General features: G+C 72.1%; 21 protein-coding genes and 1 pseudogene. 15 read left to right on the top strand and 7 right to left on the bottom strand.

Annotation, left to right across the window (positions count from 1 at the left end):
* The first annotated feature begins 81 nt into the window (after nucleotides 1-81).
* Nucleotides 82-579 carry a GNAT family N-acetyltransferase gene (locus CLT74_RS07835; protein WP_099851539.1) on the top strand — a complete coding sequence of 166 codons (498 nt, stop codon included), beginning with the start codon at nucleotides 82-84 and terminating at the stop codon, nucleotides 577-579.
* 46 nt (nucleotides 580-625) lie between these two features.
* Here the strand turns inward: CLT74_RS07835 and CLT74_RS07830 are convergent, their stop codons facing one another.
* Nucleotides 626-2,488 carry an adenylyl cyclase gene (locus CLT74_RS07830; RefSeq protein WP_099845945.1) on the bottom strand — a complete coding sequence of 621 codons (1,863 nt, stop codon included), beginning with the start codon at nucleotides 2,486-2,488 and terminating at the stop codon, nucleotides 626-628.
* Between the two features lie 204 nt (nucleotides 2,489-2,692).
* Here CLT74_RS07830 and CLT74_RS07825 point away from each other — a divergent pair, with 204 nt between their 5' ends.
* Nucleotides 2,693-3,415 carry a class I SAM-dependent methyltransferase gene (locus CLT74_RS07825; protein ID WP_099845944.1) on the top strand — a complete coding sequence of 241 codons (723 nt, stop codon included), beginning with the start codon at nucleotides 2,693-2,695 and terminating at the stop codon, nucleotides 3,413-3,415.
* Nucleotides 3,416-3,434: 19 nt separating this feature from the next.
* On the opposite strand, the gene CLT74_RS07820 is transcribed toward CLT74_RS07825, so the two are convergent.
* From CLT74_RS07820 to CLT74_RS07810, 3 genes are all read right to left on the bottom strand, one after another.
* A complete protein-coding gene (locus tag CLT74_RS07820; protein WP_099845943.1) occupies nucleotides 3,435-4,604 on the bottom strand; it encodes a 4-hydroxybenzoate 3-monooxygenase in 1,170 nt (389 codons plus the stop codon).
* 185 nt (nucleotides 4,605-4,789) lie between these two features.
* Complete coding sequence (locus CLT74_RS07815; protein ID WP_486582123.1) at nucleotides 4,790-5,554, bottom strand: IclR family transcriptional regulator; 765 nt, start codon at nucleotides 5,552-5,554, stop codon at nucleotides 4,790-4,792.
* A gap of 74 nt (nucleotides 5,555-5,628) precedes the next feature.
* Nucleotides 5,629-7,089, bottom strand: coding sequence for a benzaldehyde dehydrogenase (locus CLT74_RS07810; RefSeq protein ID WP_099845941.1), 1,461 nt, complete (start codon nucleotides 7,087-7,089; stop codon nucleotides 5,629-5,631).
* Nucleotides 7,090-7,428: 339 nt separating this feature from the next.
* On the opposite strand from CLT74_RS07810, the gene CLT74_RS07805 reads away from it, so the two are divergent.
* The 9 genes from CLT74_RS07805 to CLT74_RS07765 all read left to right on the top strand — a co-directional run bounded on the left by CLT74_RS07805 (nucleotide 7,429) and on the right by CLT74_RS07765 (nucleotide 15,376).
* On the top strand, nucleotides 7,429-8,247 hold the full coding sequence (locus tag CLT74_RS07805) for a CoA-transferase (RefSeq protein ID WP_099845940.1): 819 nt from the start codon (nucleotides 7,429-7,431) through the stop codon (nucleotides 8,245-8,247).
* Complete coding sequence (locus CLT74_RS07800; protein WP_099845939.1) at nucleotides 8,244-9,014, top strand: CoA-transferase; 771 nt, start codon at nucleotides 8,244-8,246, stop codon at nucleotides 9,012-9,014. Before CLT74_RS07805 ends, CLT74_RS07800 begins: the two co-directional genes overlap by 4 nt.
* A 106-nt stretch (nucleotides 9,015-9,120) precedes the next feature.
* Nucleotides 9,121-9,861 (top strand): protocatechuate 3,4-dioxygenase subunit beta, encoded by a 741-nt coding sequence (pcaH, locus tag CLT74_RS07795; protein ID WP_099845938.1) that lies wholly within the window; start codon nucleotides 9,121-9,123, stop codon nucleotides 9,859-9,861.
* Nucleotides 9,854-10,423: a protocatechuate 3,4-dioxygenase subunit alpha gene (gene pcaG / locus CLT74_RS07790; protein ID WP_099845937.1), complete on the top strand. Its 570-nt coding sequence runs from the start codon at nucleotides 9,854-9,856 to the stop codon at nucleotides 10,421-10,423. Before pcaH ends, pcaG begins: the two co-directional genes overlap by 8 nt.
* On the top strand, nucleotides 10,398-11,738 hold the full coding sequence (gene pcaB, locus CLT74_RS07785) for a 3-carboxy-cis,cis-muconate cycloisomerase (protein WP_099845936.1): 1,341 nt from the start codon (nucleotides 10,398-10,400) through the stop codon (nucleotides 11,736-11,738). The genes pcaG and pcaB overlap by 26 nt, the downstream gene beginning before the upstream one ends.
* A gap of 29 nt (nucleotides 11,739-11,767) precedes the next feature.
* On the top strand, nucleotides 11,768-12,550 hold the full coding sequence (pcaD, locus tag CLT74_RS07780; RefSeq protein WP_486582120.1) for a 3-oxoadipate enol-lactonase: 783 nt from the start codon (nucleotides 11,768-11,770) through the stop codon (nucleotides 12,548-12,550).
* Entirely contained in the window at nucleotides 12,547-12,927 is a 381-nt protein-coding gene (gene pcaC, locus CLT74_RS07775) for a 4-carboxymuconolactone decarboxylase (protein ID WP_099845934.1), read from the top strand. The genes pcaD and pcaC overlap by 4 nt, the downstream gene beginning before the upstream one ends.
* On the top strand, nucleotides 12,924-13,712 hold the full coding sequence (locus CLT74_RS07770; RefSeq protein WP_099845933.1) for an IclR family transcriptional regulator: 789 nt from the start codon (nucleotides 12,924-12,926) through the stop codon (nucleotides 13,710-13,712). The genes pcaC and CLT74_RS07770 overlap by 4 nt, the downstream gene beginning before the upstream one ends.
* Nucleotides 13,713-13,801: 89 nt before the next feature.
* Nucleotides 13,802-15,376 carry a Na+/H+ antiporter gene (locus tag CLT74_RS07765; RefSeq protein WP_486582119.1) on the top strand — a complete coding sequence of 525 codons (1,575 nt, stop codon included), beginning with the start codon at nucleotides 13,802-13,804 and terminating at the stop codon, nucleotides 15,374-15,376.
* Nucleotides 15,377-15,421: 45 nt separating this feature from the next.
* Here the strand turns inward: CLT74_RS07765 and CLT74_RS07760 are convergent, their stop codons facing one another.
* Nucleotides 15,422-16,669 carry an RsbRD N-terminal domain-containing protein gene (locus tag CLT74_RS07760; protein ID WP_099845932.1) on the bottom strand — a complete coding sequence of 416 codons (1,248 nt, stop codon included), beginning with the start codon at nucleotides 16,667-16,669 and terminating at the stop codon, nucleotides 15,422-15,424.
* A gap of 84 nt (nucleotides 16,670-16,753) precedes the next feature.
* Here CLT74_RS07760 and CLT74_RS07755 point away from each other — a divergent pair, with 84 nt between their 5' ends.
* Both CLT74_RS07755 and CLT74_RS07750 read left to right on the top strand, forming a co-directional pair.
* Nucleotides 16,754-17,845, top strand: coding sequence for a ferredoxin reductase (locus CLT74_RS07755; protein ID WP_099845931.1), 1,092 nt, complete (start codon nucleotides 16,754-16,756; stop codon nucleotides 17,843-17,845).
* A gap of 16 nt (nucleotides 17,846-17,861) precedes the next feature.
* Complete coding sequence (locus tag CLT74_RS07750; RefSeq protein ID WP_099845930.1) at nucleotides 17,862-19,019, top strand: acyl-CoA desaturase; 1,158 nt, start codon at nucleotides 17,862-17,864, stop codon at nucleotides 19,017-19,019.
* Between the two features lie 114 nt (nucleotides 19,020-19,133).
* On the opposite strand, the gene CLT74_RS30720 is transcribed toward CLT74_RS07750, so the two are convergent.
* Nucleotides 19,134-19,310 carry a hypothetical protein gene (locus tag CLT74_RS30720; protein ID WP_199172136.1) on the bottom strand — a complete coding sequence of 59 codons (177 nt, stop codon included), beginning with the start codon at nucleotides 19,308-19,310 and terminating at the stop codon, nucleotides 19,134-19,136.
* 173 nt (nucleotides 19,311-19,483) lie between these two features.
* Nucleotides 19,484-20,203, bottom strand: coding sequence for a spermidine synthase (locus CLT74_RS07740; protein WP_099851535.1), 720 nt, complete (start codon nucleotides 20,201-20,203; stop codon nucleotides 19,484-19,486).
* 108 nt (nucleotides 20,204-20,311) lie between these two features.
* On the opposite strand from CLT74_RS07740, the pseudogene eccB reads away from it, so the two are divergent.
* Together eccB and CLT74_RS07730 are read left to right on the top strand one after the other, a co-directional pair.
* Nucleotides 20,312-21,687: pseudogene (gene eccB / locus CLT74_RS07735) on the top strand (type VII secretion protein EccB).
* A 116-nt stretch (nucleotides 21,688-21,803) separates the two neighbouring features.
* Nucleotides 21,804-22,379: a dihydrofolate reductase family protein gene (locus tag CLT74_RS07730; RefSeq protein ID WP_099845928.1), complete on the top strand. Its 576-nt coding sequence runs from the start codon at nucleotides 21,804-21,806 to the stop codon at nucleotides 22,377-22,379.
* The last annotated feature ends 76 nt before the right edge of the window (nucleotides 22,380-22,455 follow it).

The raw sequence follows: 22,455 nt of genomic DNA, 5'->3' as shown, positions 1-22,455 counted from the left end.
GACCGGCGCGGATCCGGTTCGGGTACGAGGCGATCCGAGGCGGTCGCCTACGATTCGCCAATGATCCGAACCGAGCCGCCGATGGCCGAGGTGCGGCTGCGCCCGATGACTGTCGACGACGCCGACCGGGTCCTGGCGATCTACCAGGCCGGGTTGGATGGCGGAAACGCCAGCTTCGATGCCGTCGCGCCGTCCTGGGCCGCGTTCGACGCCGGTCGGTTGCCGGCGCACCGGCTGGTGGCGGTCGATGGGGACGGCACGTTGATCGGCTGGATCGCAGTGACGCCGACCTCCTACCGGGAGGTCTACGCCGGGGTGGTGGAACACTCCGTCTACGTCGACCCGGCAGCCCGGGGCCGGGGGGTGGCGCGGCTGCTGCTCGACGCGCTGATCGCCTCGACCGACGCGGCGGGCATCTGGACGATCCAGGCTGCCGTGTTCCCGGAGAACACCGCAAGCCTCGCCCTGCACAGCAGGGCCGGGTTCCGGGTCGTCGGCACCCGTGAGCGGATGGGCCGCCACCACGGCCGCTGGCGCGACGTCGTCCTGCTGGAGCGCCGCAGCCCGGTGGTGGACTGAACCGCGTCGGCGGGGACCGGCGAGCCGCCGACCCCCGCCTGCGGTGCTACGGGTACTGCTTCAGATAGACCGGAGCGCCGACCCGGTCCATGTCGGCCGCCTCGCCCACGCCGTTGACCACGTGGTCGATGGTGCCGGCGCTGAGGTTGACGGTCATGATGTGGTGCAGCCGGACGCCGGGGCGTACCGGCACCTCGAAGCCGTTCTCGGTGCGGATCGAGGGGTTGTTCTGGTTGAACACGTACACCCCGCCACCGTGCAGGGTGTGGTGGCGGACCCGGTCGCCGACCTTGTAGCCGGCCCACCCGTTGACCTTGCCGTTGTGCCAGTCCGCCTGGGTGGGCGGGTCGTACGGCAGTTCGTTCTGGTAGAGGATCGTGGTGCCGTGCTCACCGTTCCACACCGTGTTGTACCGCTGGAAGTGCTCGACGAACAGGCCGGTGGCGGTGACGTGATCGCCGTTGACGATCACGCCGTAGCGGCCGGTGTTGGTACGCCAGCGATCGGTGTCGCCGTTGACGCCCTCGGTGAAGCCCTCGACACCGTGGTCGCCCCGCCACACCCAGGTGTGGTCGATCAGGACGTGGTCGCTGTTGACCTCCAGCGCGGTGTCCGTCCTGCCGATGTGCGGACCGCCGACCCGGAAGTACACGTCGGACAGCGTGATCGGGTTGCGCGGGGTGCTGTGGTTACGGCCCTTTCGCTGGCCGACCCGCAGTAGCACCGGCGACTCCTTCAGCCCCGCGTCGACGGTGACCCCGGCGACGACCACGCCGGGCACCCCGGCGACGGTGAGGGGTACCGCGCCGTTCACCGCGGTGAGCGTGGCGTGCCCGATGCCGAGCACGATCGTGTCGGGCCGGCGGACCTCGATGCTGCGGGCCACGTCGTACACCCCGGGGGTGAGCAGCAGATGCCTGCCCCGGGCGAGTTCACGGTTGATGACCTGCACCGGGTCGGTCGGCTTGGCGACGAAGAAGTCGCTGATCGGGATGCTCCGCCCCGGCGTGGTCCCGGTACCCCAGGTGATGCCGCGCGTGTCGCGGCGCACGGCGGGTACCCGGACCTGGTACTTCCCCTTGGCGTCGACGAAGAGGTACGGCTTCTCCCGGCTCAGCGGGGTGGTGTCGAGCGTGGTGTACGGCGGGTCGGGGAACCCGGCGTCGTCGGGTGCCCCGACCACCCCGGCGAAGACCTGGTTCCACACGGCGTTGGACCAGCTCTCGACCTCGCTGTTGCGGGTCAGCCACTGCTGCTGGGAGCCGTTTGTGGTGGCCGGCAGCCGGGAGTCGGCGATGAAGCCGCCGCTTGCGTACTGCGGCCCGTTCGTGCAGTAGTCCATCAGGGACAGGCCACCGCCGCTGATGTCGAGCCGGCGCATCGACACGGCCTGGGACACCGCCCAGAAGTTGGCAGTGGCGCGGCAGTCGTCCTGGCCGGCGGCGTTGATCCGGAGCGACAGGTTGCTCAGCGTGCGCCAGAAGTTGACGAGCGCGATGCAGTTGGCGGTGCCGCCCTCGGTGAGGCAGCGGTTGTACGCCTCGACCTTGCCGTTGATGACCACGTCGGTGGGGGAGGAGCCCAGGCCGGAGATCTCGGTGTAGTAGCCCACCTTGATCTGGAGGGGCTGTTCGGCGGTGCCGTAGTGGCCGGGCCGGAACAGGTAGGCGTGCCGGGTGGTGCCCATCTCGTTGTCAACCTGCGCGGCGTGTGCCGCGTCGAGGGTCGCCTGGATCTGGCTGACCGGCATGCTGGGGTCGAAGATCGTGACGTTGGGCCCGAAGCTGGGGCTGGCCGGCCGGGGCGGGCCCGCGCTGACCGGCGTGTTCGTGGCGACGGCGGCGGTGGTGAGCGCCAGCCCGAAGGCCAGGGCCCGGCCGAGTCGCCGGTGTGGTGGTGGGGTCGGCATAGGTTAGTCCTTCCGGTCGGGCGCGGCGTGGTGTCCGCTCCGACGACGTGGGAGACCACGACGGCGGGAGAGCCCACGACGCTGTGAGAGCGCTCTCTCGCCGAGATGTTTGTACCCCGTAACGCCGCCGCGCGCCATGCCTGGCACGATCGGAACGCCCCGCCGTCGGCCGGGTGCGGCGGTCCGGGACGGTACCCTCGGTCGGTGTTCTCGCCACACGGACCGTCGCTACGGGAGCTGTGCGTCCAGGCGCTCTCCTCGGTCGAGCGCGGCTATGACCTGCTGGCGCCCAAGTTCGACCACACGCCCTTTCGGACGCCCGACAGTGTTCTCGGCGCGACCACTCAGGCGCTGTCCGACGTCGGGTCGTTCGACCGGGGGCTGGATGTCTGTTGCGGTACCGGCGCGGGAATGCAGGTCCTCAGGTCTTTGTGTCGGGAACGGATCACGGGCGTGGACTTCAGCGCCGGGATGCTCGCGCAGGCACGCCGCGCTTACCCGGAGGCGACCTGGGTGCGCGCCGACGCCCGGGCCCTGCCGTTCACCGAGGGGTTCGATCTCGCGGTCAGCGCCGGTGCGCTCGGGCATTTCCTGCCTGCGGAACGGCCCGCGCTCTTCGCCGGGGTGTACCGAGCCTTGCGGCCGGGTGGGCTGTTCGCCATTCCGATCGGTACGCCGTCGCCGCGTACCTCGGTCTCGCACTGGGTCACCCGCGGGTTCGACCTGACCATGCGGGTCCGTAACGCCGTGTGGCGCCCGCCGTTCGTGATGTACTACCACACCACCGCGCCGTCCGCGCTCCGCGACGACCTGACGGCTGTCGGCTTCACCGCGACCGACACTGCCCTTAACGGGCTGGGTCAGCATCGCGATGGCAGCCCACGGTTCCGGCTCATCCTCGCGCGTAAAGCGGACGTCTCGCGCTGACGTCCGCTACCTCCCGCGCTCACACCTCGGGTAGACCCACGTAGTTCTCCGCCAGGCTCGTCGCGTACGCCGGGGAGGTGGTGACGTAGCGCAGGGTCGCCGACTGGAGCTTCGCCTCGTACGGGTCGTCGGCGTTGAGCCGGTGCAGCATCGAGGTCATCCACCAGGAGAATTGCTGCGCCCGCCAGACCCGGCGCAGCGCGGTACGCGAGTAGCCGTCCAGCAGGTCGGTGCTGCCGTCGGCGTACCAGGAGGCGAAGGCGTCACCGAGCAGCGCGACGTCCGCGAGCGCCAGGTTCATGCCCTTGGCGCCCGTCGGCGGGACGATGTGCACCGCGTCGCCGGCCAGGTACAGCCGCTGCCACTGCATCGGCTCGACCACCAGACTGCGTAGCGGTGTGATCGACTTTTCCAGCACCGGACCCTCGTTGAGCGTCCAGTTCGGCACCGTCTCCAGCCGGGTACGCAGCTCGACCCAGATCCGCTCGTCCGGCCAGTCGGCGATGTCCTCGTCGGCCGGGACCTGGAGGTACAGCCGGGAGATCTGCGGCGAGCGCATGCTGTAGAGGGCGAAGCCGCGCTCGTGGTGGGCGTAGATCAGCTCCTCCACCGCGGGTGGGGCCGCGGCGAGGACGCCCAGCCAGGCGAACGGGTAGGTGCGCTCGTAGGTGGTCAGCACCCCGTCGGGCACTGTCGGTCGGCTGATCCCGTGGTAGCCGTCGCAGCCGACCACGAAGTCGCAGTGCAGTTCCTCGTCCCGCCCCTGGTGCCGGAAGTGGATCACCGGGGCGCTGTCCAGGCCGGACAGCCGTTCGGCAGGTGCCTCGAACAGGATCGTCCCGCCGGCCGCCAGCCGGGCGGCGATCATGTCCTTGACCACCTCCTGCTGCCCGTACACGGTGATCGCCCGGCCGGTCAGCTCGGTCATCGGCACCCGGTGCGACTCGCCGTCGAAGCGCAGCTCGATGCCCTCGTGCCGCAGCCCCTCCCGGTCCAGGCGAGCCCCCAGGCCGGTGTCGCGCAGCAGGTCGACCGAGCCCTGTTCGAGCACGCCCGCACGCAACCGGTGCTCCACGTACTCGCGGCTGCGGCTCTCGATCACCACCGAGTCGATCCCGTGCCGGTGCAGCAGGTGCGACAGCATGAGACCGGCAGGTCCCGCTCCGATGATGCCGACCTGGGTACGCATCAGTGCCTCCTCGCCGCCGACGGTGGTGGGGGCGACATTGTCACCCGGCTCTCAGCCTGCCCGCTGCGGCCCCGCGCCGCCGCTGCCGGTTTCCACTCAGTGGAAGCCCGCGTCTGCGGGGCGGTTGTCCAGGACGGCGACGGCGGCGTCGGTCGGTGCTGTCCGGTGGCGGCCGGGCCGCAGCGTCAGGCGCTGGAGCGCAGCGAGGTGGTGGCCGGAACCTGTGCGGTGTCGGCGAGCCGGGCGGCGATCCGTTCGGCGGCGGTCAGCAGCGCCGGCACCAGCCGTTGCGGCGCGGTACCGAGGCTGTGCCCGACCACCCCGATCGCGGCCAGCACGGCTCCGTCGGCGTCGCGCACCGGCACGGCGACCGAGCAGGAACCGAGGGTCATCTCCTCGTGGGTCCGCGCCCAGCCGCGCTCGCGTACCGTGGCCAGCTCGCGGGCCAGCCGGCCGGGCTCGGTCACCGTGTACGCGGTGCAGCGGCGCAACGGCCGGCGCAGGTGCGCGGCGACGACCTCCGGCGGAGCGTACGCCAGCAGCGCCTTGCCGACACCCGTGGCGTGCAGTGGCAGCCGCCCACCGGCCCGGGAGACGGTCGGCACCGACCGGTGCCCGGTGACCTTCTCCACGTACAGCGCCTCGTCGCCGTCGCGGACGGCGAGGTGCACGTTCTCCCGCACTGCTGTGTACAGCTCCTGGAGGTAGGGCAGAGCCACCTCGCGCAGCCGGGTGTGCAGTGGCGAGAGCAGCCCGGCCTCCCACAGCCGTACGCCGATGGTGTACCTGCCGTCGGCGGCGCGGGCCAACGCCCGGCCGGTCACCAGTTCGGCGACCAGCCGGTGCGTGGTGGCCAGCGGCAGCCCGCTGCGCCTGGCGATGTCGCTGAGCGTCAACGCCGGGTGGGCCGCGTCGAACGCGCCGAGCACGGCCAGCACCCGCGAGGTCACCGACGCTCCGGGAGTGCCCGTCCTGCCCGCCATCTCCTGCCTGCCCGGCCTACCTGCCCGTCCTGTCTGCCCGCTCAGAACGGGTAGCGGGTGATGTCGCCCTGCATCGTGAGCCACTGGGTCTCGGTGAACGCCTCGATGTTCGCCGCCGCCCCGCCGAAGCGGGAACCGGTCCCGGAGGCGCCGACCCCGCCGAACGGCGCCACCGCCTCGTCGCTGACCGTCTGGTCGTTGATGTGCACGATGCCGCTGGGAATGCGCTCGGCCAGCGCCATCGCCTTCATCACGTCGCGGCTGAGGATGCCCAGCGACAGCCCGTACTCGCTGGCGCCGGCCAGCGCCGCCGCCTCGTCCAGGTCGGTGAAGCTGAGCACCGGGGCGACCGGGCCGAAGACCTCCTGCGCGTACGCCGGGGTGTCCGGGGTGACGTCGGCGAGCACCGTGGGCCGGTAGAACAACCCCTCGTAGCTGCCCCCGGCGGCCAGCCGGGCACCCGCGTCCACGCTCGACGTGACGAGCGAGTGAATCTTGTCGCGCTGCGCCTCGTCGATGATCGGCCCGAGCGCCACCTGCTCCTTGGCGGGGTCGCCGACCGGCAGGTGGTCGGCCTTGGCGGCCAGCTCGGTGACGTACCGCTCGGCGAGGCTCTCGTGGACCAGGTGCCGGCCGGTGGTCATGCAGATCTGCCCCTGGTGCAGGAAGGAACCCCAGGCCCCGGCCGAGACGGCGAGGTCCAGGTCCGCGTCGTCGAGCACCACGAGTGCGGAGTTGCCGCCCAGTTCCAGGTGCGCCCGCTTCAGGTGCCGGGCGGCGGCCTCGCCGACCTTGCGGCCGGCGGCGGACGACCCGGTGAAGCTGATCACCCGTACGTGCGGGTCGGCGACCAGCGCCTCACCTGTCGACACACCGCCGGGCAGCACGTGCAGCAGGCCTTCGGGCAGCCCGGCCTCCTCGAAGACCCGGGCGATGGAGAGCCCACCGCAGACCGCCGTACGCAGGTCCGGCTTGAGCACCACCGCGTTGCCCAGCGCCAGCGCCGGGGCGACCGAGCGGATGGCCAGGATCAGCGGGGCGTTGAACGGCGAGATGACGCCCACCACGCCCACCGGGAGCCGGCGGGCCAGGCTCAGCCGGGGCTGGCCGCTCGGGATGATCTCACCGAGCGACTGCGAGGGCAGGGTGGCGGCCTCGTAGCACTCCTGGGCGGCGGTGCTGGTCTCCAGTACGCCCTTCGGCGGGATCGACCCGGACTCGCGGACCACCCAGTCGCCGACCTCGGCGGCGTGCTGCTCCCACAGCGCGCCGGCCCGGCGCAGCACGGCGGCCCGCTCGATGTAGCTGGTGGCGGCCCAGGCGCGCTGCGCGGCGGCGGCCCGGGCACTGGCCCGCGCCACGTCCTCGGCGTCGGCCACGCCGACCAGGCCGATCTCCTCGCCGGTGGCGGGAGCGCGCGCGGCGGCGGTGCCACCGGCCGCCCGCACCCACCCGTCGCTGTAGATCCGGCCGTGCCAGGTGTCGGTGTCGAGCAGGGGCATGGTGATCCTCCTTGCGCCGCAGAACAGCCGGGGCCGTGGCCGGTGGGGTAGTTCCGACCACGCCTCACGCGTGCGGCGGTCTCCTCGGCAGTCGGACCCGGCCGCGCGCGACGCCTGTTCGCTTGCCGAACAAGCGTTCTCATCTAGGACATTTGCACGGGACTCGACTCGCGTCAACGGATCGCCGCAACATTTCTGCAATAGGCCGGACGCAGGAATCCGGCCGGTCGGTACGCGTTGACGAACCTCACCGACCCGGATTACGTTCGAGATCTGTACGCCGGTCCGCATGCCGAACAACGGTCGGCGGGTGTTCGAACACAGGAGGCAGGGAGGCTCATGGCGAAGCTCGTCTCGCTTGCCGACGGCATCGCGGAGCTGGTCCGCGACGGGGACACGGTGGCGCTCGAGGGGTTCACCCACCTGATCCCGTTCGCCGCCGGCCACGAGATCATCCGGCAGAGGCGGCGCGACCTGACCCTGGTGCGGATGACGCCCGACGTCGTCTACGACCAGCTGATCGGTGCCGGCTGCGCCCGCCGCCTGGCCTTCTCCTGGGGCGGCAACCCCGGCGTCGGATCACTGCACCGCTTCCGCGACGCCGTGCAGAACTCCTGGCCCGGGCCGCTGGAACTGGAGGAACACAGCCACGCCGGGATGGCCAACCGCTACGTCGCGGGTGCCTCCGGACTGCCGTTCGCGGTGCTGCGCGGCTACACCGGCACGGACCTGCCCCGGCACACCACGAACATCCGCAGCATCGACTGCCCGTTCACCGGGGAGACGTTGACGGCGGTCCCCGCGCTGAACCCCGATGTGACAGTGGTGCACGCCCAGCGTGCCGACCGCGCGGGCAACGTGCAGATGTGGGGCATCACCGGGGTGCAGAAGGAGGCGGTGCTGGCTGCCCGCCGGTCTTTGGTCACCGTCGAGGAGATCGTCGACGAGCTGACCCCGGTGGCCGGTCAGGTCGTGCTGCCCGGCTGGGCGATCACCGCCGTGGCACACGTACCCGGTGGCGCCCATCCCTCGTACGCGCACGGCTACTCGGTGCGGGACAACGCCTTCTACGTGGCCTGGGACGAGATCAGCCGGGACCGTGACACGTTCCAGGAGTGGATCGCAGCGCAGGTGCAGAATGCGGGGGCGAAGGCATGAGCACGGGGGACTACACGGCCGACGAGATGATGACGGTGGCGGCGGCCCGGCAACTGCGCGCCGGCACCGCCTGCTTCGTCGGGATCGGGCTGCCCAGCACCGCGGCGAACCTGGCCCGCGCCACCCACGCCCCCGATCTGGTGCTGATCTACGAGTCCGGCTGTCTCGGCGCCAAGCCCGACCGGCTGCCGCTGTCCATCGGTGACGGCGTGCTCGCCGACACCGCCGACGCGGTCATCTCGGTACCCGAGGTGTTCAACTACTGGCTGCAACCCGGCCGCATCGACGTCGGCTTCCTCGGCGCCGCGCAGCTCGACCGGTACGGCAACATCAACACGACGGTCATCGGCGGCGACTACACCGATCCGAAGGTGCGTCTGCCAGGTGCCGGTGGCGCTCCCGAGATCGCTGCCTCCTGCGGTGAGGTGGTGGTGATCGTCCGGCAGAGCCGGCGCACCTTCACCGAACGCGTCGACTTCGTCACCTCGGTCGGCTACGGCGGCGGCCCCGGCGACCGGGCCCGGCTCGGGCTGCGCGGCGGTGGACCCCGCACCGTCATCACCGACCTGGGCGTCCTGGAGGCCGACCCGGACAGCTGCGAACTCACCCTCACCCGGCTGCACCCGGGCGTCACCGTCGAGCGGGTCCGTGAGGCCACCGGGTGGCCCCTCGCCGTCGCCGACGAGTTGAGCACCGGTGAGCCGCCCACCGCCGAGGAACTCGCCGTGCTGCGCGCCCTCGAAGCGACCATGCGGACGGCGGCGTGAGCGAGCGGCCCCAGTTCAACCCGCCGGGCGGCGCGATCGCCCCCGGGCACCCACGCGACGCCGCCGGGTCGCGGATACTCGGACCGACCGACGGGGAGGAGCGGCAGTGACCCAGGACGCCGACCGGAAACTGATCCTGCCGAGCTACCGGCGCGACGATGTCGACGCCCACCCGCCGCTGCTCAGCCCCGGCTACCGGTCGACGGTGACGCGGGCACCGCAGCAGCCGTTGACCTACCTGCCGCAGCGGCTCACCGAGGTCACCGGCCCGCTGCTCGGCGAGGGCCGCCTCGGCGAGCTGGACCACGACCTGACCCGCCAGCACGACGGTGAACCCCTCGGGCAGCGGATCATCGTGCACGGCCGGGTCCTCGACGGCGACGGCCGCGTCGTGCCGCACACCCTCGTCGAGATCTGGCAGGCCAATGCCGCCGGCCGCTACCGGCACGCGGCGGACACCTGGCCGGCGCCGCTGGACCCGAACTTCACGGGCGTCGGGCGGGCCCTGACCGACGCCGACGGGCGCTACCACTTCGTCACCGTGCAGCCCGGCGCCTACCCGTGGCGCAACCACGACAACGCCTGGCGGCCCGCGCACATCCACTTCTCCCTCTTCGGGCGGGCGTTCACCCAGCGGCTGGTGACCCAGATGTACTTCCCGGGCGACCCGCTGTTCTTCCAGGATCCGATCTTCAACTCGGTCCGCGACGAGCGGGCCCGGCAGCGGATGGTGGCCCGCTATGACCACGCCGCCACCCGCCCCGAGTGGGCGCTGGCCTACGAGTTCGACATCGTGCTGCGGGGCCGGGAGGCCACCGTGTTCGAGGACGAGGACGACGATGAGTAAGTCGCTGGGCGTCACGCCCGCCCAGACCGTCGGGCCGTACCTGCACATCGGCCTGCGCTGGCCGGACGGGGCGTACGTGGTTCCGGAGGGCACGCCCGGGGCGTTCTGGCTGCGCGGCCGGATCATCGACGGCACCGGCGCCGCAGTCGTCGACGCGATGGTGGAGAGCTGGCAGGCCGATCCCGACGGTCACTTCGACCACCCCGACGATCCGCGTGGCGCCCGGCCACCGGCGGTCGCCGGCTTCCGGGGCTTCGGCCGGGCCGAGACCGACAGCGACGGTCGGTACGCGTTGCACACAGTCATGCCGGGGCCGCTGCCCACCTTCGACGGCGACACCGAGGCACCGCACCTGACCCTGTCGGTGTTCGGGCGGGGGCTGCTGCACCGCCTCGTGACCCGGGTCTACTTTCCCGGCGAGGCGGCCAACGCCACCGACCCGGTGCTGCGTACCGTCGACCCGCACCGTCGTGACACGCTGCTGGCCCGACCGGCTGCGGACGGGTTCCAGTTCGACATCCGTCTTCAGGGAGACCATGAGACAGTCTTCTTCGCCGTCTGAGGCACTGCTGCGCGGGCTCTCCGGCACCCCTGACGTCGACGCCGAGATCGGTGACCACGCCCTGCTGCGGGCGCTGCTGGACGTGGAGGCCGCGCTGGCCCGGGCCGGCGCGGACGCGGGCCTGCTGCCGGCGTCGGCCGCCGAGGAGATCGCCCGGCACTGCCGCGCCGAACGGTACGACCCGGCTGCGCTCGGTGTCGCCGCCGAGGCCGCCGGCAACCCGGTCGTCCCGCTGGTGCGGGAGCTGACAGCGGCTGTCGACGAGTCGGCCCGGCCCTGGGTGCACCACGGCGCGACCAGCCAGGACGTGCTCGACAGCGCCCTGGCGCTGGTGGCGGTCCGGGCCGCCGGGCCGCTGCTGCGGCAGCTCACCGACGCCGCCGAGGCCGCCGCCCGGCTGGCCCGCAGCCACCGCGACACCCTGATGACCGCGCGCACCCTCGGTCAGCAGGCCGCACCCACCACCTTCGGGCTCAAGGCGGCCGGCTGGCTGGTCGGCCTGGTGGAGGTGCGGGCCCGGCTGAACCAGGTGCGCACCGGCCTGCCCGCGCAGCTCGGCGGGGCGGTCGGCACCCTCGCCACGTACGGCACGGCCGGGCCGGTGATCGTCGAACGGTTCGCCGCGCACCTGGGGCTCGCGGCGAGCCCGCTGCCCTGGCACACCCGCCGGCAGCCCCTGCTCGACCTGGCCTCGGCACTCGGCGGGCTGCTCGCCGCCACCGGCAAGATCGCCCTCGACGTCGGTCTGCTCGCCCAGACCGAGGTCGGTGAGGTGGCCGAGGCGGGGGAGGGGCGCGGCGGCTCCTCGGCGATGCCGCACAAGCGCAACCCGGTGGACTCGGTGCTGGTCACCGCGGCGGCCCGGCGCGGCCCGGGGCTGGTCGGCACGCTGTTCGCCGCCGCCGCGCAGGAACACGAGCGGGCCGCCGGTGGCTGGCACGCCGAGTGGGAACCGCTGCTCGATCTGCTACACCTCGCCGGCGGGGCCGCCGCCCGTACCGCCCGGATGCTCGCCGGGCTCGACGTGCGTCCGCAGCGGATGCGGGCCAACCTGGACGCCACCGGTGGCCTGCTGCTCGCCGAGGCGGTCGCCGCCCGGCTGGCACCGGCCCTGGGCCGCGCCGCCGCCCACGACCTGGTGCGCCGCGCCGCCGGCCGGCCCGACTTCCGGGCGGCGCTGCTGGCCGAGGCGGACCTGCGCGCCCACCTGTCGGAACCGGACGTCGACGCCGCCCTCGACCCGGCCGGCTGGCTCGGCAGCACCGGGCAACTGATCGACCGCGCCCTCGACCTGCACCGCGAGGCCCGGCCGTGACCGCCGGGACGACATCCCGGGGCGGACCGGTGACCCCTGGACTGCACGTCACAGTCGACGGTCCGACGGACGCCCCGGCGCTGCTGCTCGGCAGTTCCCTCGGCACCACCGGCGCGATGTGGCAGCCGCAGGTGGCGGCGCTGGCGACGCGCTACCGCGTGATCCGGTACGACCATCTCGGGCACGGTGGTTCGGCGGTGCCGGCCGGGCCGTACACCATCGACCTGCTCGGCCGGAAGGTGCTGCGCCTGCTGGACGACCTCGGGGTCGCCCGCGTCCACTACGCCGGGCTCTCCCTCGGCGGGATGGTCGGCATGTGGCTTGCCGCGCACGCCCCCGAGCGGATCGACCGGCTCGCCCTGCTGTGCACCTCCGCGTCGCTCGGGCCGGCGGACGGCTGGCGATCCCGCGCCGCCACCGTGCGGGCCGGTCGGCTGGACAGCATCGCCGACGCGATAGTCGAGCGCTGGTTCACCCGGGCCTTCGCCGCGAGCCGTCCGGAGACCGTCGCCGCCTACCGGGATCTGCTGGTCAGCACCCCCGCCGTCGGGTACGCCGGCTGCTGTGAGGCGATCGCCGCGATGGACCTGCGGCCGGACCTGGCCGCCGTGCGCGCCCCGACGCTCGTGATCGGCGCCGCCGACGACCCGGCGACCCCGCCGGAGCAGGCGGCGGCCATCGCCGAGCGGATCCGGGCGGCCCGCCTGGTGGTGGTCGACGGCGCGGCGCACCTGGCCAACGTCGAGCAGCCCGAGGCCGTCACCCGGCTGCTCGTGGACCACCTCGATCCGGAAGGCGCGGTGCGGAGATGACCGACGAGCAGCGGTACGAGGCCGGAATGGCGGTCCGCCGGCAGGTGCTCGGTGACGCGCACGTCGACCGGGCGGTCGCCGGCACCGACGAGTTCACCACCGACTTCCAGGATCTGATCACCCGCTACGCGTGGGGTGAGATCTGGACCCGGGACGGGCTGGACCGGCGTACCCGTAGCTGCGTCACCCTCGCCGTGCTGGCCACGTTGCACCACGACGAGGAACTGGCCATGCACGTCCGCGCCGCCCTGCGCAACGGCCTCACCCCCGACGAGGTGCGGGAGGTGCTGCTCCAGGTGGCCGTCTACGCTGGCGTACCGGCGGCGAACCGGGCGTTCAAGGTGGCCCAGGAGACTCTGCGGCAGGAGGCCCAGTGACCGACGAGGCGACGGCCCGCTCCGGCGAGTTCGTCCAGTCGTTGGCCCGCGGGCTCGCCGTGATCCGGGCCTTCGACGCCGAACATCCGCAGCTCACCCTCAGCGAGGTGGCCCGCAACACCGGGCTGACCCGGGCCGCCGCGCGTCGCTTCCTGCTCACCCTCGTCGACCTCGGCTACGTACGCACCGACGGGCGACTGTTCGCACTGCGTCCGCGCATCCTCGATCTCGGCTACGCCTACCTGTCCAGCCTGAGCCTGCCCGAGGTGGCCCGGCCGCACATGGAGGCGCTCGTCGCGCAGGTGCACGAGTCCTGCTCCGTGTCGGTCCTGGACGGCGACGAGGTCGTCTACGTGGCCCGGGTCCCCACCAAACGCATCATGACCGTGGGGATCAGCGTCGGCACCCGGTTCCCGGCGTACGCCACGTCGATGGGCCGGGTGCTGCTCGCCGCGCAGCCGGCCGGGTGGCTGGACGATTACCTCGCCACGGCGAAGCTGAAACCACTGACCCGGCGCACCGTGACCGACCCGGCCAAACTGCGCGCCATCCTGACGAAGATCGCCACCCAGGGGTACGCCCTCGTCGACCAGGAGTTGGAGGAGGGGCTGCGGTCACTGGCCGCGCCGATCCACGGCGACAACGGCTCGGTGGTGGCCGCCGTGAACGTCTCCGCCCACGCCAGTCGCGGCTCGTTCGAGATGATCCGCAGGGAGTTGCTGCCGCCGTTGCTGGCCACCGCGAAGCGCATCGAGGAGGACCTGGGCGCCGGTCCCGGTCGCTGAGCCCGGTCACGGTCGCGGGCCCTGCGCGATTCGGCCCGGGGCGGCCCGTCGGCGTATCACCATGTGGGGGGCGACGGAACGGGGGCTAGGTGCGCGAGCTGCTGCTGGTCATCACGCTTGGTGTCGTCGTGCTGCTCGGCACCACCATCGGTGGCCGGTACCGGGTCGCGCCACCGGTGCTGCTCATCTGCCTCGGCGCGCTGGTGGCGCTGCTGCCCCCGTTCTCGAACGTGGTCCTCGCGCCCGAGGTGGTGCTGGTGCTGTTCCTGCCGGCGATCCTCTACCGGGAGAGCCTGGTCACCAGCCTCCGGGAGATCAGGGCGAACATCGCGGTCATCGTGTTGCTGGCGGTCGGTCTGGTCGGCGCCACGATGGTGGCGGTGTCACTCGTCGTGCAGCGCTTCGGTGTCGACCCGGCGGTGGCCTGGGTGCTCGGCGCGGTGCTCGCCCCGACCGACGCCGCGGCGGTGGCCGGGCTGGCCAAGCGGATGCCTCGACGCCTGCTGACCACCCTGCGCGCGGAGAGCCTGGTCAACGACGGCACCGCGCTGGTGCTGTTCGCCATCGCGCTGGGCCTGCTCGGCGGGGGTGCCGCACCGAACGCGTTCGAACTCGTCGAACGGGTCGGGCTGTCCTTCATCGGTGGCATCGCGGCCGGCATGGTGGTCGGCACGGTGGTGATCCTGATCCGCAAGCGCATCGACGACCCGCTGCGGGAGGGTGCGCTGAGCGTGCTCACCCCGTTCACCGCCTTCTTCCTCGCCGACAGCATCCACGAGAGCGGGGTGCTCGCGGTGGTGGTCGCCGGCCTGATGCTCTCCTACGCCAGCCCCAGGGTGGTCCGGGCCCGGTCCCGGGTGCTCGCGCTGTCGTTCTGGGACCTGACCACCTTTCTCATCAACGGGGGACTGTTCGTGCTGGTGGGCATGCAGATCCCCCGGGCGGTGCAGAACGTCACGAGCATCTCGCTGGGCCGGGCCGTGGTCATCGCGCTCGTGGTGGCCCTGGTGCTGGTGGTGGTCCGGATGCTCTGGCTGCACCTGATCGCCATCGTGGCCCGGCTGGTGGACCGGCGCGCGTCGCAGCTCGAACGCCGGGTCAACTGGCGGGTGCGTACGGTCGCCGGCTGGGCCGGTTTCCGGGGAGCGGTCTCCCTGGCCGCGGCGCTCGCCGTGCCGTTGACCGCGCAGGACGGCAGCCCGGTGCCGGAACGCGACCTGATCATCTTCGGGGTCGTCACGGTGATCCTGGTGACCATGCTCGTGCAGGGCACCACCCTGCCGTTCCTGATGACCTGGGCCGGGCTCAGCGGTGATCCGGAACGGGTCGAGGAGTCGCGGCGGGCCCAGGTGGCGGCCACCCGCGCCACGCTCGATGCGATGCCCGATCTGGCCGACCGGGTGGGCGCCAGGACGGAGACCATGGAACGGCTCCGGGAGGAGTACGCGGGCCACCTGCGCGCGGTGCGTGCCGAGCCGGAGGACGACTCCTCGGCCGCCCGGGAGGCCGAACGCCAGCTGCGGCTGGCGGCCCTGGAACACAAGCGACGCGAGATCACCCGGATGCGCGATCGGCGGGAGATCGACGACACCGTGTTGCAGGAGTTGCAGGCCCGGCTGGACGTCGAGGAGATCCGCCTGCTGGGCCCGATGTCCTACGAGTGAGTGTTCGGCGGCGGTACGGCCGGTCGCACCCGCCGGGCGGGCCGCTCATCCGGCCGGTGTCCCGCCGGCCGGAAGCGCGAGCGCGACAGTCAGATCGAGCAGACTGCGCGGATCGGTGAGGCGGTCACCGTAGAGCTGGCGCAGCTGACCCATCCGGTACCGCACGGTCTGCGGGTGGACGAACAGGTCAGCGGCGACGTCGTCGCGCCGCCCCTGGTGCAGCAGCCAGGAACGCAGCGTCTCGGTGAGCCGCTCGGCGGTGGCGGCGGGCAGCTCGGCGAGGGGTTGCAGGACCCGGGCGCGGAGGTCGGCGAGCGCCTCGACGTCGGCGCTGAGCAGCAGCTCGGCCAGGTGATGTTCGGTGTCCAGCGGTTCGCCGTCGGTGGGCTGGGCGATACCCAGCGCCACCACCCGGACCACCCGCCGGTACGAGGAACTGACCCGGGCCCACGGACGGGCGGGCCCCAGCACCGCCCGGCGACCGTGCAACACCCGGACGAGCTGTCGGCGACGGTCGCCGTGCATGTCGGGTACGAGCAGCACGGCGGTCTCCTCGCCGGGCTCGCCGACGGGCAGTTCCTCGCTGCTCTCCAGGGTGTGTTCGCCCAGCAGGGCGAGCGCCCCGCGCAGCTTCGCCTGGGGCAGCAGCGCCACGGTGAGGGTCTGTGGCACCGGCCAGTCGGCCCGCTCGGCGCTGCGCAGCAGCACGTCCTCCGCGTCACCGGCGAGCAACTGCTGGGTGAGCCGTTCCAGGTTCCGCCGTCGGGCCCGGCCCACGCTTGCCAACTCGTCGGCGTGCCCGGCGACACTGGCGGCGGACAGCTCGTCGATGTACGCGAACATCAGCTCGGCGAACTCGGCGACCGTGGCGGCGGGCAGGCCGGTCGCCACGGTGACGGCGGCCAGTTCCCGCCAGGAGACCCGGGCACCCACCCGGTACGCGGCCAGCAGCGCGTCCACGCTGCGGCCCGACCGGGCCTCGCCACTGCCCAGGGCGTACGCGGCCTCCAGCGCCGGCACCAGCGGGGTGCTCGGGTCGTTGACCTGCGGACGGTCGGCGGCCTGGGACTGTTCGAGTAGTTGCAGGAAGGTGCCCAACGCGATCTGCACCGCGTTCTCTATCTTGTCCCGCATCTGTCCGGTCAGGGTGCCGCCGTAGCTGGGCACCTCGGCCGTGATCGCGGTGACGGTCTGACCGGCCACCAGCGGCAGCCGGTCGCGCAGTTCACGGGCCACCCGCTGGTCCAGTTCGATGCGGGCCGCCCGATTGGTCGTTCCGGATGGTTCCGCCACGGTTGTTCTCTCCGCACAAAAGGGGTGGATCGCTTTACCTTCGCAGACCAAGAGTTTATGCCAGCGCGCCGCGACCATCGTCTTATGACCACCACCGTCCCGCGACCGGGCACGACGAGATCTTTTCGGCGCCGCCTGTGGCGGCTCGCCGAGACGGTGACCACGCCGGCGCTGCCCAGCGACTACCTCGACCTGATCGCCCCGCTACGCGCCGGGGCCGACCTGCGCGGCCGGATCGTCGACGTGCGCTCGGAAACCCCGGACGCGGCGACCCTGCTGATCCAGCCCGGCCGCAGCTGGCGCGGGCACGTCCCCGGCCAGTACGTCCGGCTCGGCGTCGACGTCGACGGGGTTCGCCAGTGGCGGGCCTACTCGGTCACCTCGGCTCCCGGCCGGCGCGCCGACCCGATCTCGGTGACGGTCAAGGCGATCCCCGACGGTGTGGTCAGCAACCACCTGGTCCGTCGGATCCGACCGGGCACGATCGTGCAGCTCGACCAGGCGCGCGGGGACTTCGTGCTGCCGGAACAGGCACCGTCGCAGGTGCTGTTCCTCACCGCGGGCAGCGGCATCACCCCGGTGGCCGGGATGCTGCGCTCGGGAGCGCTGGCCGGCAGCGACGTGGTGCTTGTGCACTCGGCGCCCACCGCCACGGACGTGGTCTTCGGAAGTGAGCTGCGCGCCCTCGCCGAGCGCGGCACCATCCGACTGATCGAGCGGCACACCGAGGTCGACGGCCTGCTGGACGTGGCCGAACTCGACACCCTGGTCCCCGATCACCTGGAGCGCCAGACGTGGGCGTGTGGCCCGCTCGGGTTGCTCGACGCGGTGGAGGAGCACTGGTCGGCTCGCGGCCACGCCGCGCGGCTGCACACCGAGCGGTTCCGTCCCACCGTGATCACTGCGGGTGACGGCGGAACCGTCACCTTCACCCGCTCGTCGGTGACCGTGGAGGCCGCCGGCGCCACCCCGCTGCTGGATGCCGGCGAAAACGCCGGTGTGCTGATGCCGTCGGGCTGCCGGATGGGCATCTGCTTCGGCTGCGTGCTGCCGCTGCGCCAGGGCGCGGTCCGCGACCTGCGTAACGGCCAGCTCACCACCGCCCTGCCCGGCGACGGCGTACGCGTGCAGACCTGCGTGTCTGCCGCCGCCGGCCCGTGCGAACTCGAGATCTGATCGGAGAACGACCGACGTGACTGTGATCCAGAAGAAGGCCGACAACCCGATCGCCCACCTCACCGCCGAGGACATCGAGACCCTCGGCAAGGAACTCGACGCCATCCGGGAACGGGTCATCGCCTCCCGGGGCGAGCGGGACGCCGCGTACATCCGCAAGGTCATCTCGACGCAGCGGAAGCTGGAGATCGGCAGCCGCGTGGTGCTGCTGTTCTCGCTGTTCCCGCCGGCCTGGATCGTCGGCACCGCCGGGCTCTCGGTGGCGAAGATCCTGGACAACATGGAGATCGGGCACAACATCCTGCACGGCCAGTGGGACTGGATGCGGGACCCGAAGATCCACTCGACAAGTTGGGACTGGGACCACGTCGCCCCGGCCGACCAGTGGAAGCAGTCACACAACGAGCTGCACCACCGCTACACGAACGTGGTCGGCAAGGACAACGACCTCGGCTACGGCATCATGCGGGTTGACGAGGACCAGCCCTGGCACCCGGCTCACCTGGGCCAGCCGCTCTACAACTTCCTCAACGCCTGCTTCTTCGAGTACGGCATCGCCGCGTACGACCTCGACCTGGGCAACAAGCTGAAGAACGGGGGTCACAAGGACCCCGAGTTCCGGTCCCGGGTCCGCGCCGTCGGCCGGAAGATCCGCCGCCAGGTCCTCAAGGACTACCTGCTGTTCCCGCTGCTGTCCGGCCCGTCGTTCCTGCACACCCTGGCCGCCAACTTCACCGCGAACCTGATCCGCAACTGGTGGAGCCACTCGGTCATCATGTGCGGGCACTTCCCGGAGGGGGTGGAGACCTTCGAGAAGACCTCGATCGAGGGTGAGACCCGGGGGGAGTGGTACGTGCGGCAGATGCTCGGCTCGGCAAACATCAGCGGCAGCCGGCTGCTGCACATCATGACCGGCAACCTGTCGTACCAGATCGAGCACCACCTCTTCCCCGACCTCCCGAGCAACCGCTACCAGGAGATCGCCCCGGAGATCCGGGCGCTGTTCGACAGGTACGGGCTGAAGTACACCACCGGCTCGCTGCCCCGGCAGGTCTTCTCCGCCTGGCGGAAAGTCTTCCGGCTCGCCCTGCCGAACCGTCGCCAGCCAGCCACCCCGGCCGCCCCGCTCGACGACTCCGGCGACCGCCCCACCCGGGAACTCGTCGCCGCCTGACCACCCCACCCCGCTGCGCAGTTTCGGGCAACTTCGGGGTTGTTGCCGCCTGGGGGGCCCGCCGACCCAGCAACAACCCTGAAGTTGCCCGCCAGGAGCGTCCCGGGGGGTGGGTCAGCGGCGGTTGGGGTAGTTGTGGGCGGACTGGCGACCCTTGATGAAGGCCAGCACGATCACCGCGGCGAGCGCGATGACACCGATGATGACCAGCCAGCGGACCGCTTCGAGGAGCAGCCCGAGCAGGACCAGCGCTCCGGCGACCACGCCGACGACCCAGAGCAGGGCGCGCATCTCCACCTCCCAACCGGCCGCCCGGTCGGTCCGGGCGCGTTGCCGAACCGGCTACCCGTTTCCACCCGGATGATGCCGTCTGCGTGGGTGCAACCCGCCGCCCGGGGCGCGGAACCGCGCGGGGACGCGGCGGAGGTTCCCGAGGAGCGGTCAGGGGGCGCTCAGGGCGGCGCTCAGGCGGGGAGCTGCCCCAGATAGACGGTGTTGGCCGACTCACCGCCGGTAAGCGGGTTGGCGAACCGCACCACGTGGCTGTGCTGGGTGGGGAACACGGCGGCCAGGTCGGTTTCGAAGTCCCGGTCCGGTGGATCGTCCGACCAGAGGGCGAACACCCCGCCCGGATGCAGCAGCCGCGCCAGCCGGCGCAACCCCTCGGGCCGGTAGAACGCGGCGTGGCTCGGATGCAGCGGATGCCGGGGCGAGTGGTCGACGTCCAGCAGCACGGCGTGGAAGCGGCGCTCCGCGTCGTCGGGGTCGAGCCCGTCCGGACCGGCCACCCGGGCGAAGAAGTCCGCCCGCACCAGCCGGGTACGCGGATCTGTGGCCAGGCCGGCGGCGAAGGGCAGCAGACCGCGCCGGTGCCAGTCGATGACGTCCTCGACCGCCTCCACCACCAGCAGCGAGGCGACCCGGTCGTCCGCCAGCGCGGTGCGGGCGGTGTAGCCGAGACCCAGCCCGCCGACGACGACGTCGAGGCGGTCGCCGACCAACGGCGCCAACCCCAACCGGGCCAACTCGATCTCACCGGTGGTGAACAGGCTCGACATCAGAAACTCGTCGTCGAGCTTGACCTCGTACACGTCCAGGTCGAGCCGTGGATCGCGACGCCGGCGCAGGCTGATCTCGCCGATCGGTGTCGGCCGCCAGGCCAGTTCTTCGAAACGTACGCTCACCGCCGGGATGCTACCGGCCGGTGCGCCGCCGCCCGGCGTGACGCACGGTCCCCGGGACATCGACGCGGCGCATATCCTGTGCCCGGATCGTCTCGCCGGAGGGAAACGATGCCGTCGCGGCAGGACCAGCTGCACTCGTACCAGTTCACCGTCCAGCGGACGGTGGCCGCCCTGGTGACGCGGGATTCTGATCCGGCGCAGTCGCCGTTGCGCCGGCTCGCCGGAGCCGGGATGGCAAGTGTGCTGGTGGCAGCCATCGGGCTGGGTGGCGCCGCCCTGTACGGCCTGTTCACCGGCGGGGGCACGACGTGGCGTGACGCCAGCGTGGTCATCGTCGAGAAAGAGTCCGGCGCCCGGTTCGTCTACCGGGAGGAGAAACTGCACCCGGTGCTCAACTACGCCTCCGCCCTGCTGATCATCGGCACGCAGCGTCCGAAGACGGTGCTGGTGTCCCGCCGGTCGATCGACGGGGTGCCGAGGGGCCTGCCGTTGGGCATCCGCGACGCCCCCGACTCGCTGCCCCCGGCGGCCCGGCTGTCCACCGCACCGTGGACGGTCTGCTCGGTGCCACCGGCCGGGCCCGGATCGGTCACCCGGTCGGTGCTGCTCGTGGGTACCGGCGGCACCGGCGGCCGGCCGTTGGGTCGGGACGCACTGCTGCTGCGTGATCCCGACGGCCGGCTGCACCTGTTCTGGCAGCAACGGCGGCACCTGATCCGGGACACCGACCGGGTGCTGGCCGCCCTGGCGACCACCCGTTCCCGCAGCGTCCCGGTGGCCGCGGCCCTGCTCAACACGGTGCCGGCCGGTGTCGACCTGGCCCCGCTGGACCCGCCCGGCCTGGGCCGGCCGTCCACCCGGGCCGCGCCGGCCCGGATCGGCGACGTGCTGGTGGTCAGCAACTCCGGCGGCGTACGACAGTTCGCGGTGGTGCTGCGCGACGGGCTCGCCGGCATCACCGAGCTCCAGGCCGGCCTGCTGCTGGCCCGCACCGGCCAGCGGGCACCGGAACAGATAAGCCTCGGGCGCTTCGCCGCGCTGCCGCAGCTACCCGACCTCGTACCCCTCGGGCCCGACGCGCCGCCGGCCGCCCCACCCCGGCTGGCCGACCCGGCCTCGTCGGCGATCTGCGCGCGAGTCGGCGATGACACCGGGCCGGTCGAGCTGCGGCTGGGGTGGACCTGCCGACGCCGATCCCGGCGCCGGAACAGCCGGCCGGTTCGACAACCGCCGACCAGGTGCTCGTCGAGCCGGGGCGGGGCGCGGTGGTGGAGTCGGTGGCCACCCCCGGTGCCACCGGTGGCGCGATCTCCGTGGTGACCGACCTCGGCCGCCGGTACGCACTCGCCGGCCCCGACGTGACAGGCATGCTCGGCTACGACGACGTGCGCCCCGTCCGGCTGCCCGCCGGGGTGGTCAGTCTCGTACCCGCCGGTGCGCCGCTCGACCCGGACGCGGCCCGCCAGCGCGCCGCTCCCGCCTGACGCGTCCGGACGCCGCGAAAGTGGTAGGAAATTTCTCGGCGTGCGTTGTCGATTCCGTCGACTCCCGCTCGTCGCACTGACGACAGCACGTCAGATCAACACCAAGGAGCAACCTCATGCGTACCCTGATCGCCACCGCGTTCGTCTCGCTCGACGGCGTCGTCGAGGCACCCGGCGGAGAACCGGGCTACCGCAACTCCGGCTGGACCTTCAACGACATCGCGTTCGACGAGGCCGCCTACGAGATCAAGGCCCGTGAGCAGGACGAGGCCACGGCGATGATGATGGGCCGGGTCAGCTACCAGGCGTTCGCGCCGGTGTGGCCGAGCATGACCGTCGAGTTCGCCGGCTACAACGCGATGCCGAAGTACGTCGTGTCGACGAGCCTCAAGGAGCAGGACCTGGTGGCCAACTGGGGAGAGATCGTCATCCTCCGGTCGCTCGACGACGTCGCCGCGCTCAAGCAGACCGAGGGCGGGCCGATCAGCATCCACGGCAGCGCCACGCTGAACCGCAACCTCTCCGACGCCGGCCTGATCGACCGCTACCACCTGCTGGTCTTCCCGGTCCTGCTGGGCGCGGGCAAGCGGCTGTTCTCCGACACCGACCGGGACAAGCAGAACCTCAAGCTCGTCGAGAGCGAGTCCTACGCCAACGGGATCCAGAAGCTGGTCTACGACGTCGTCCGTTGACCAGCCGACCGGCCCGGCCGGTGGCCCGCTCCCGTCCCGCCTGACCGTCGTGCCGCGGTGGGTACATCTGTTGTCG

The organism is Verrucosispora sp. CNZ293, assembly GCF_002754655.1.
Note: the sequence above shows the minus strand (reverse complement) of the source record. Positions and strands in the feature narration are given on the sequence as shown.

Excerpts from the sequence above, each read along its gene's own strand:
- CLT74_RS07835 (WP_099851539.1), top strand. The coding sequence starts at position 82 with ATGGCCGAGGTGCGGCTGCGCCCGATGACTGTCGACGACGCCGACCGG.
- CLT74_RS07830 (WP_099845945.1), bottom strand. The coding sequence starts at position 2,488 with ATGCCGACCCCACCACCACACCGGCGACTCGGCCGGGCCCTGGCCTTC.
- CLT74_RS07820 (WP_099845943.1), bottom strand. The coding sequence starts at position 4,604 with ATGCGTACCCAGGTCGGCATCATCGGAGCGGGACCTGCCGGTCTCATG.
- CLT74_RS07810 (WP_099845941.1), bottom strand. The coding sequence starts at position 7,089 with ATGCCCCTGCTCGACACCGACACCTGGCACGGCCGGATCTACAGCGAC.
- CLT74_RS07805 (WP_099845940.1), top strand. The coding sequence starts at position 7,429 with ATGGCGAAGCTCGTCTCGCTTGCCGACGGCATCGCGGAGCTGGTCCGC.
- CLT74_RS07800 (WP_099845939.1), top strand. The coding sequence starts at position 8,244 with ATGAGCACGGGGGACTACACGGCCGACGAGATGATGACGGTGGCGGCG.
- pcaG (WP_099845937.1), top strand. The coding sequence starts at position 9,854 with ATGAGTAAGTCGCTGGGCGTCACGCCCGCCCAGACCGTCGGGCCGTAC.
- pcaB (WP_099845936.1), top strand. The coding sequence starts at position 10,398 with ATGAGACAGTCTTCTTCGCCGTCTGAGGCACTGCTGCGCGGGCTCTCC.
- pcaC (WP_099845934.1), top strand. The coding sequence starts at position 12,547 with ATGACCGACGAGCAGCGGTACGAGGCCGGAATGGCGGTCCGCCGGCAG.
- CLT74_RS07755 (WP_099845931.1), top strand. The coding sequence starts at position 16,754 with ATGACCACCACCGTCCCGCGACCGGGCACGACGAGATCTTTTCGGCGC.
- CLT74_RS30720 (WP_199172136.1), bottom strand. The coding sequence starts at position 19,310 with ATGCGCGCCCTGCTCTGGGTCGTCGGCGTGGTCGCCGGAGCGCTGGTC.
- CLT74_RS07730 (WP_099845928.1), top strand. The coding sequence starts at position 21,804 with ATGCGTACCCTGATCGCCACCGCGTTCGTCTCGCTCGACGGCGTCGTC.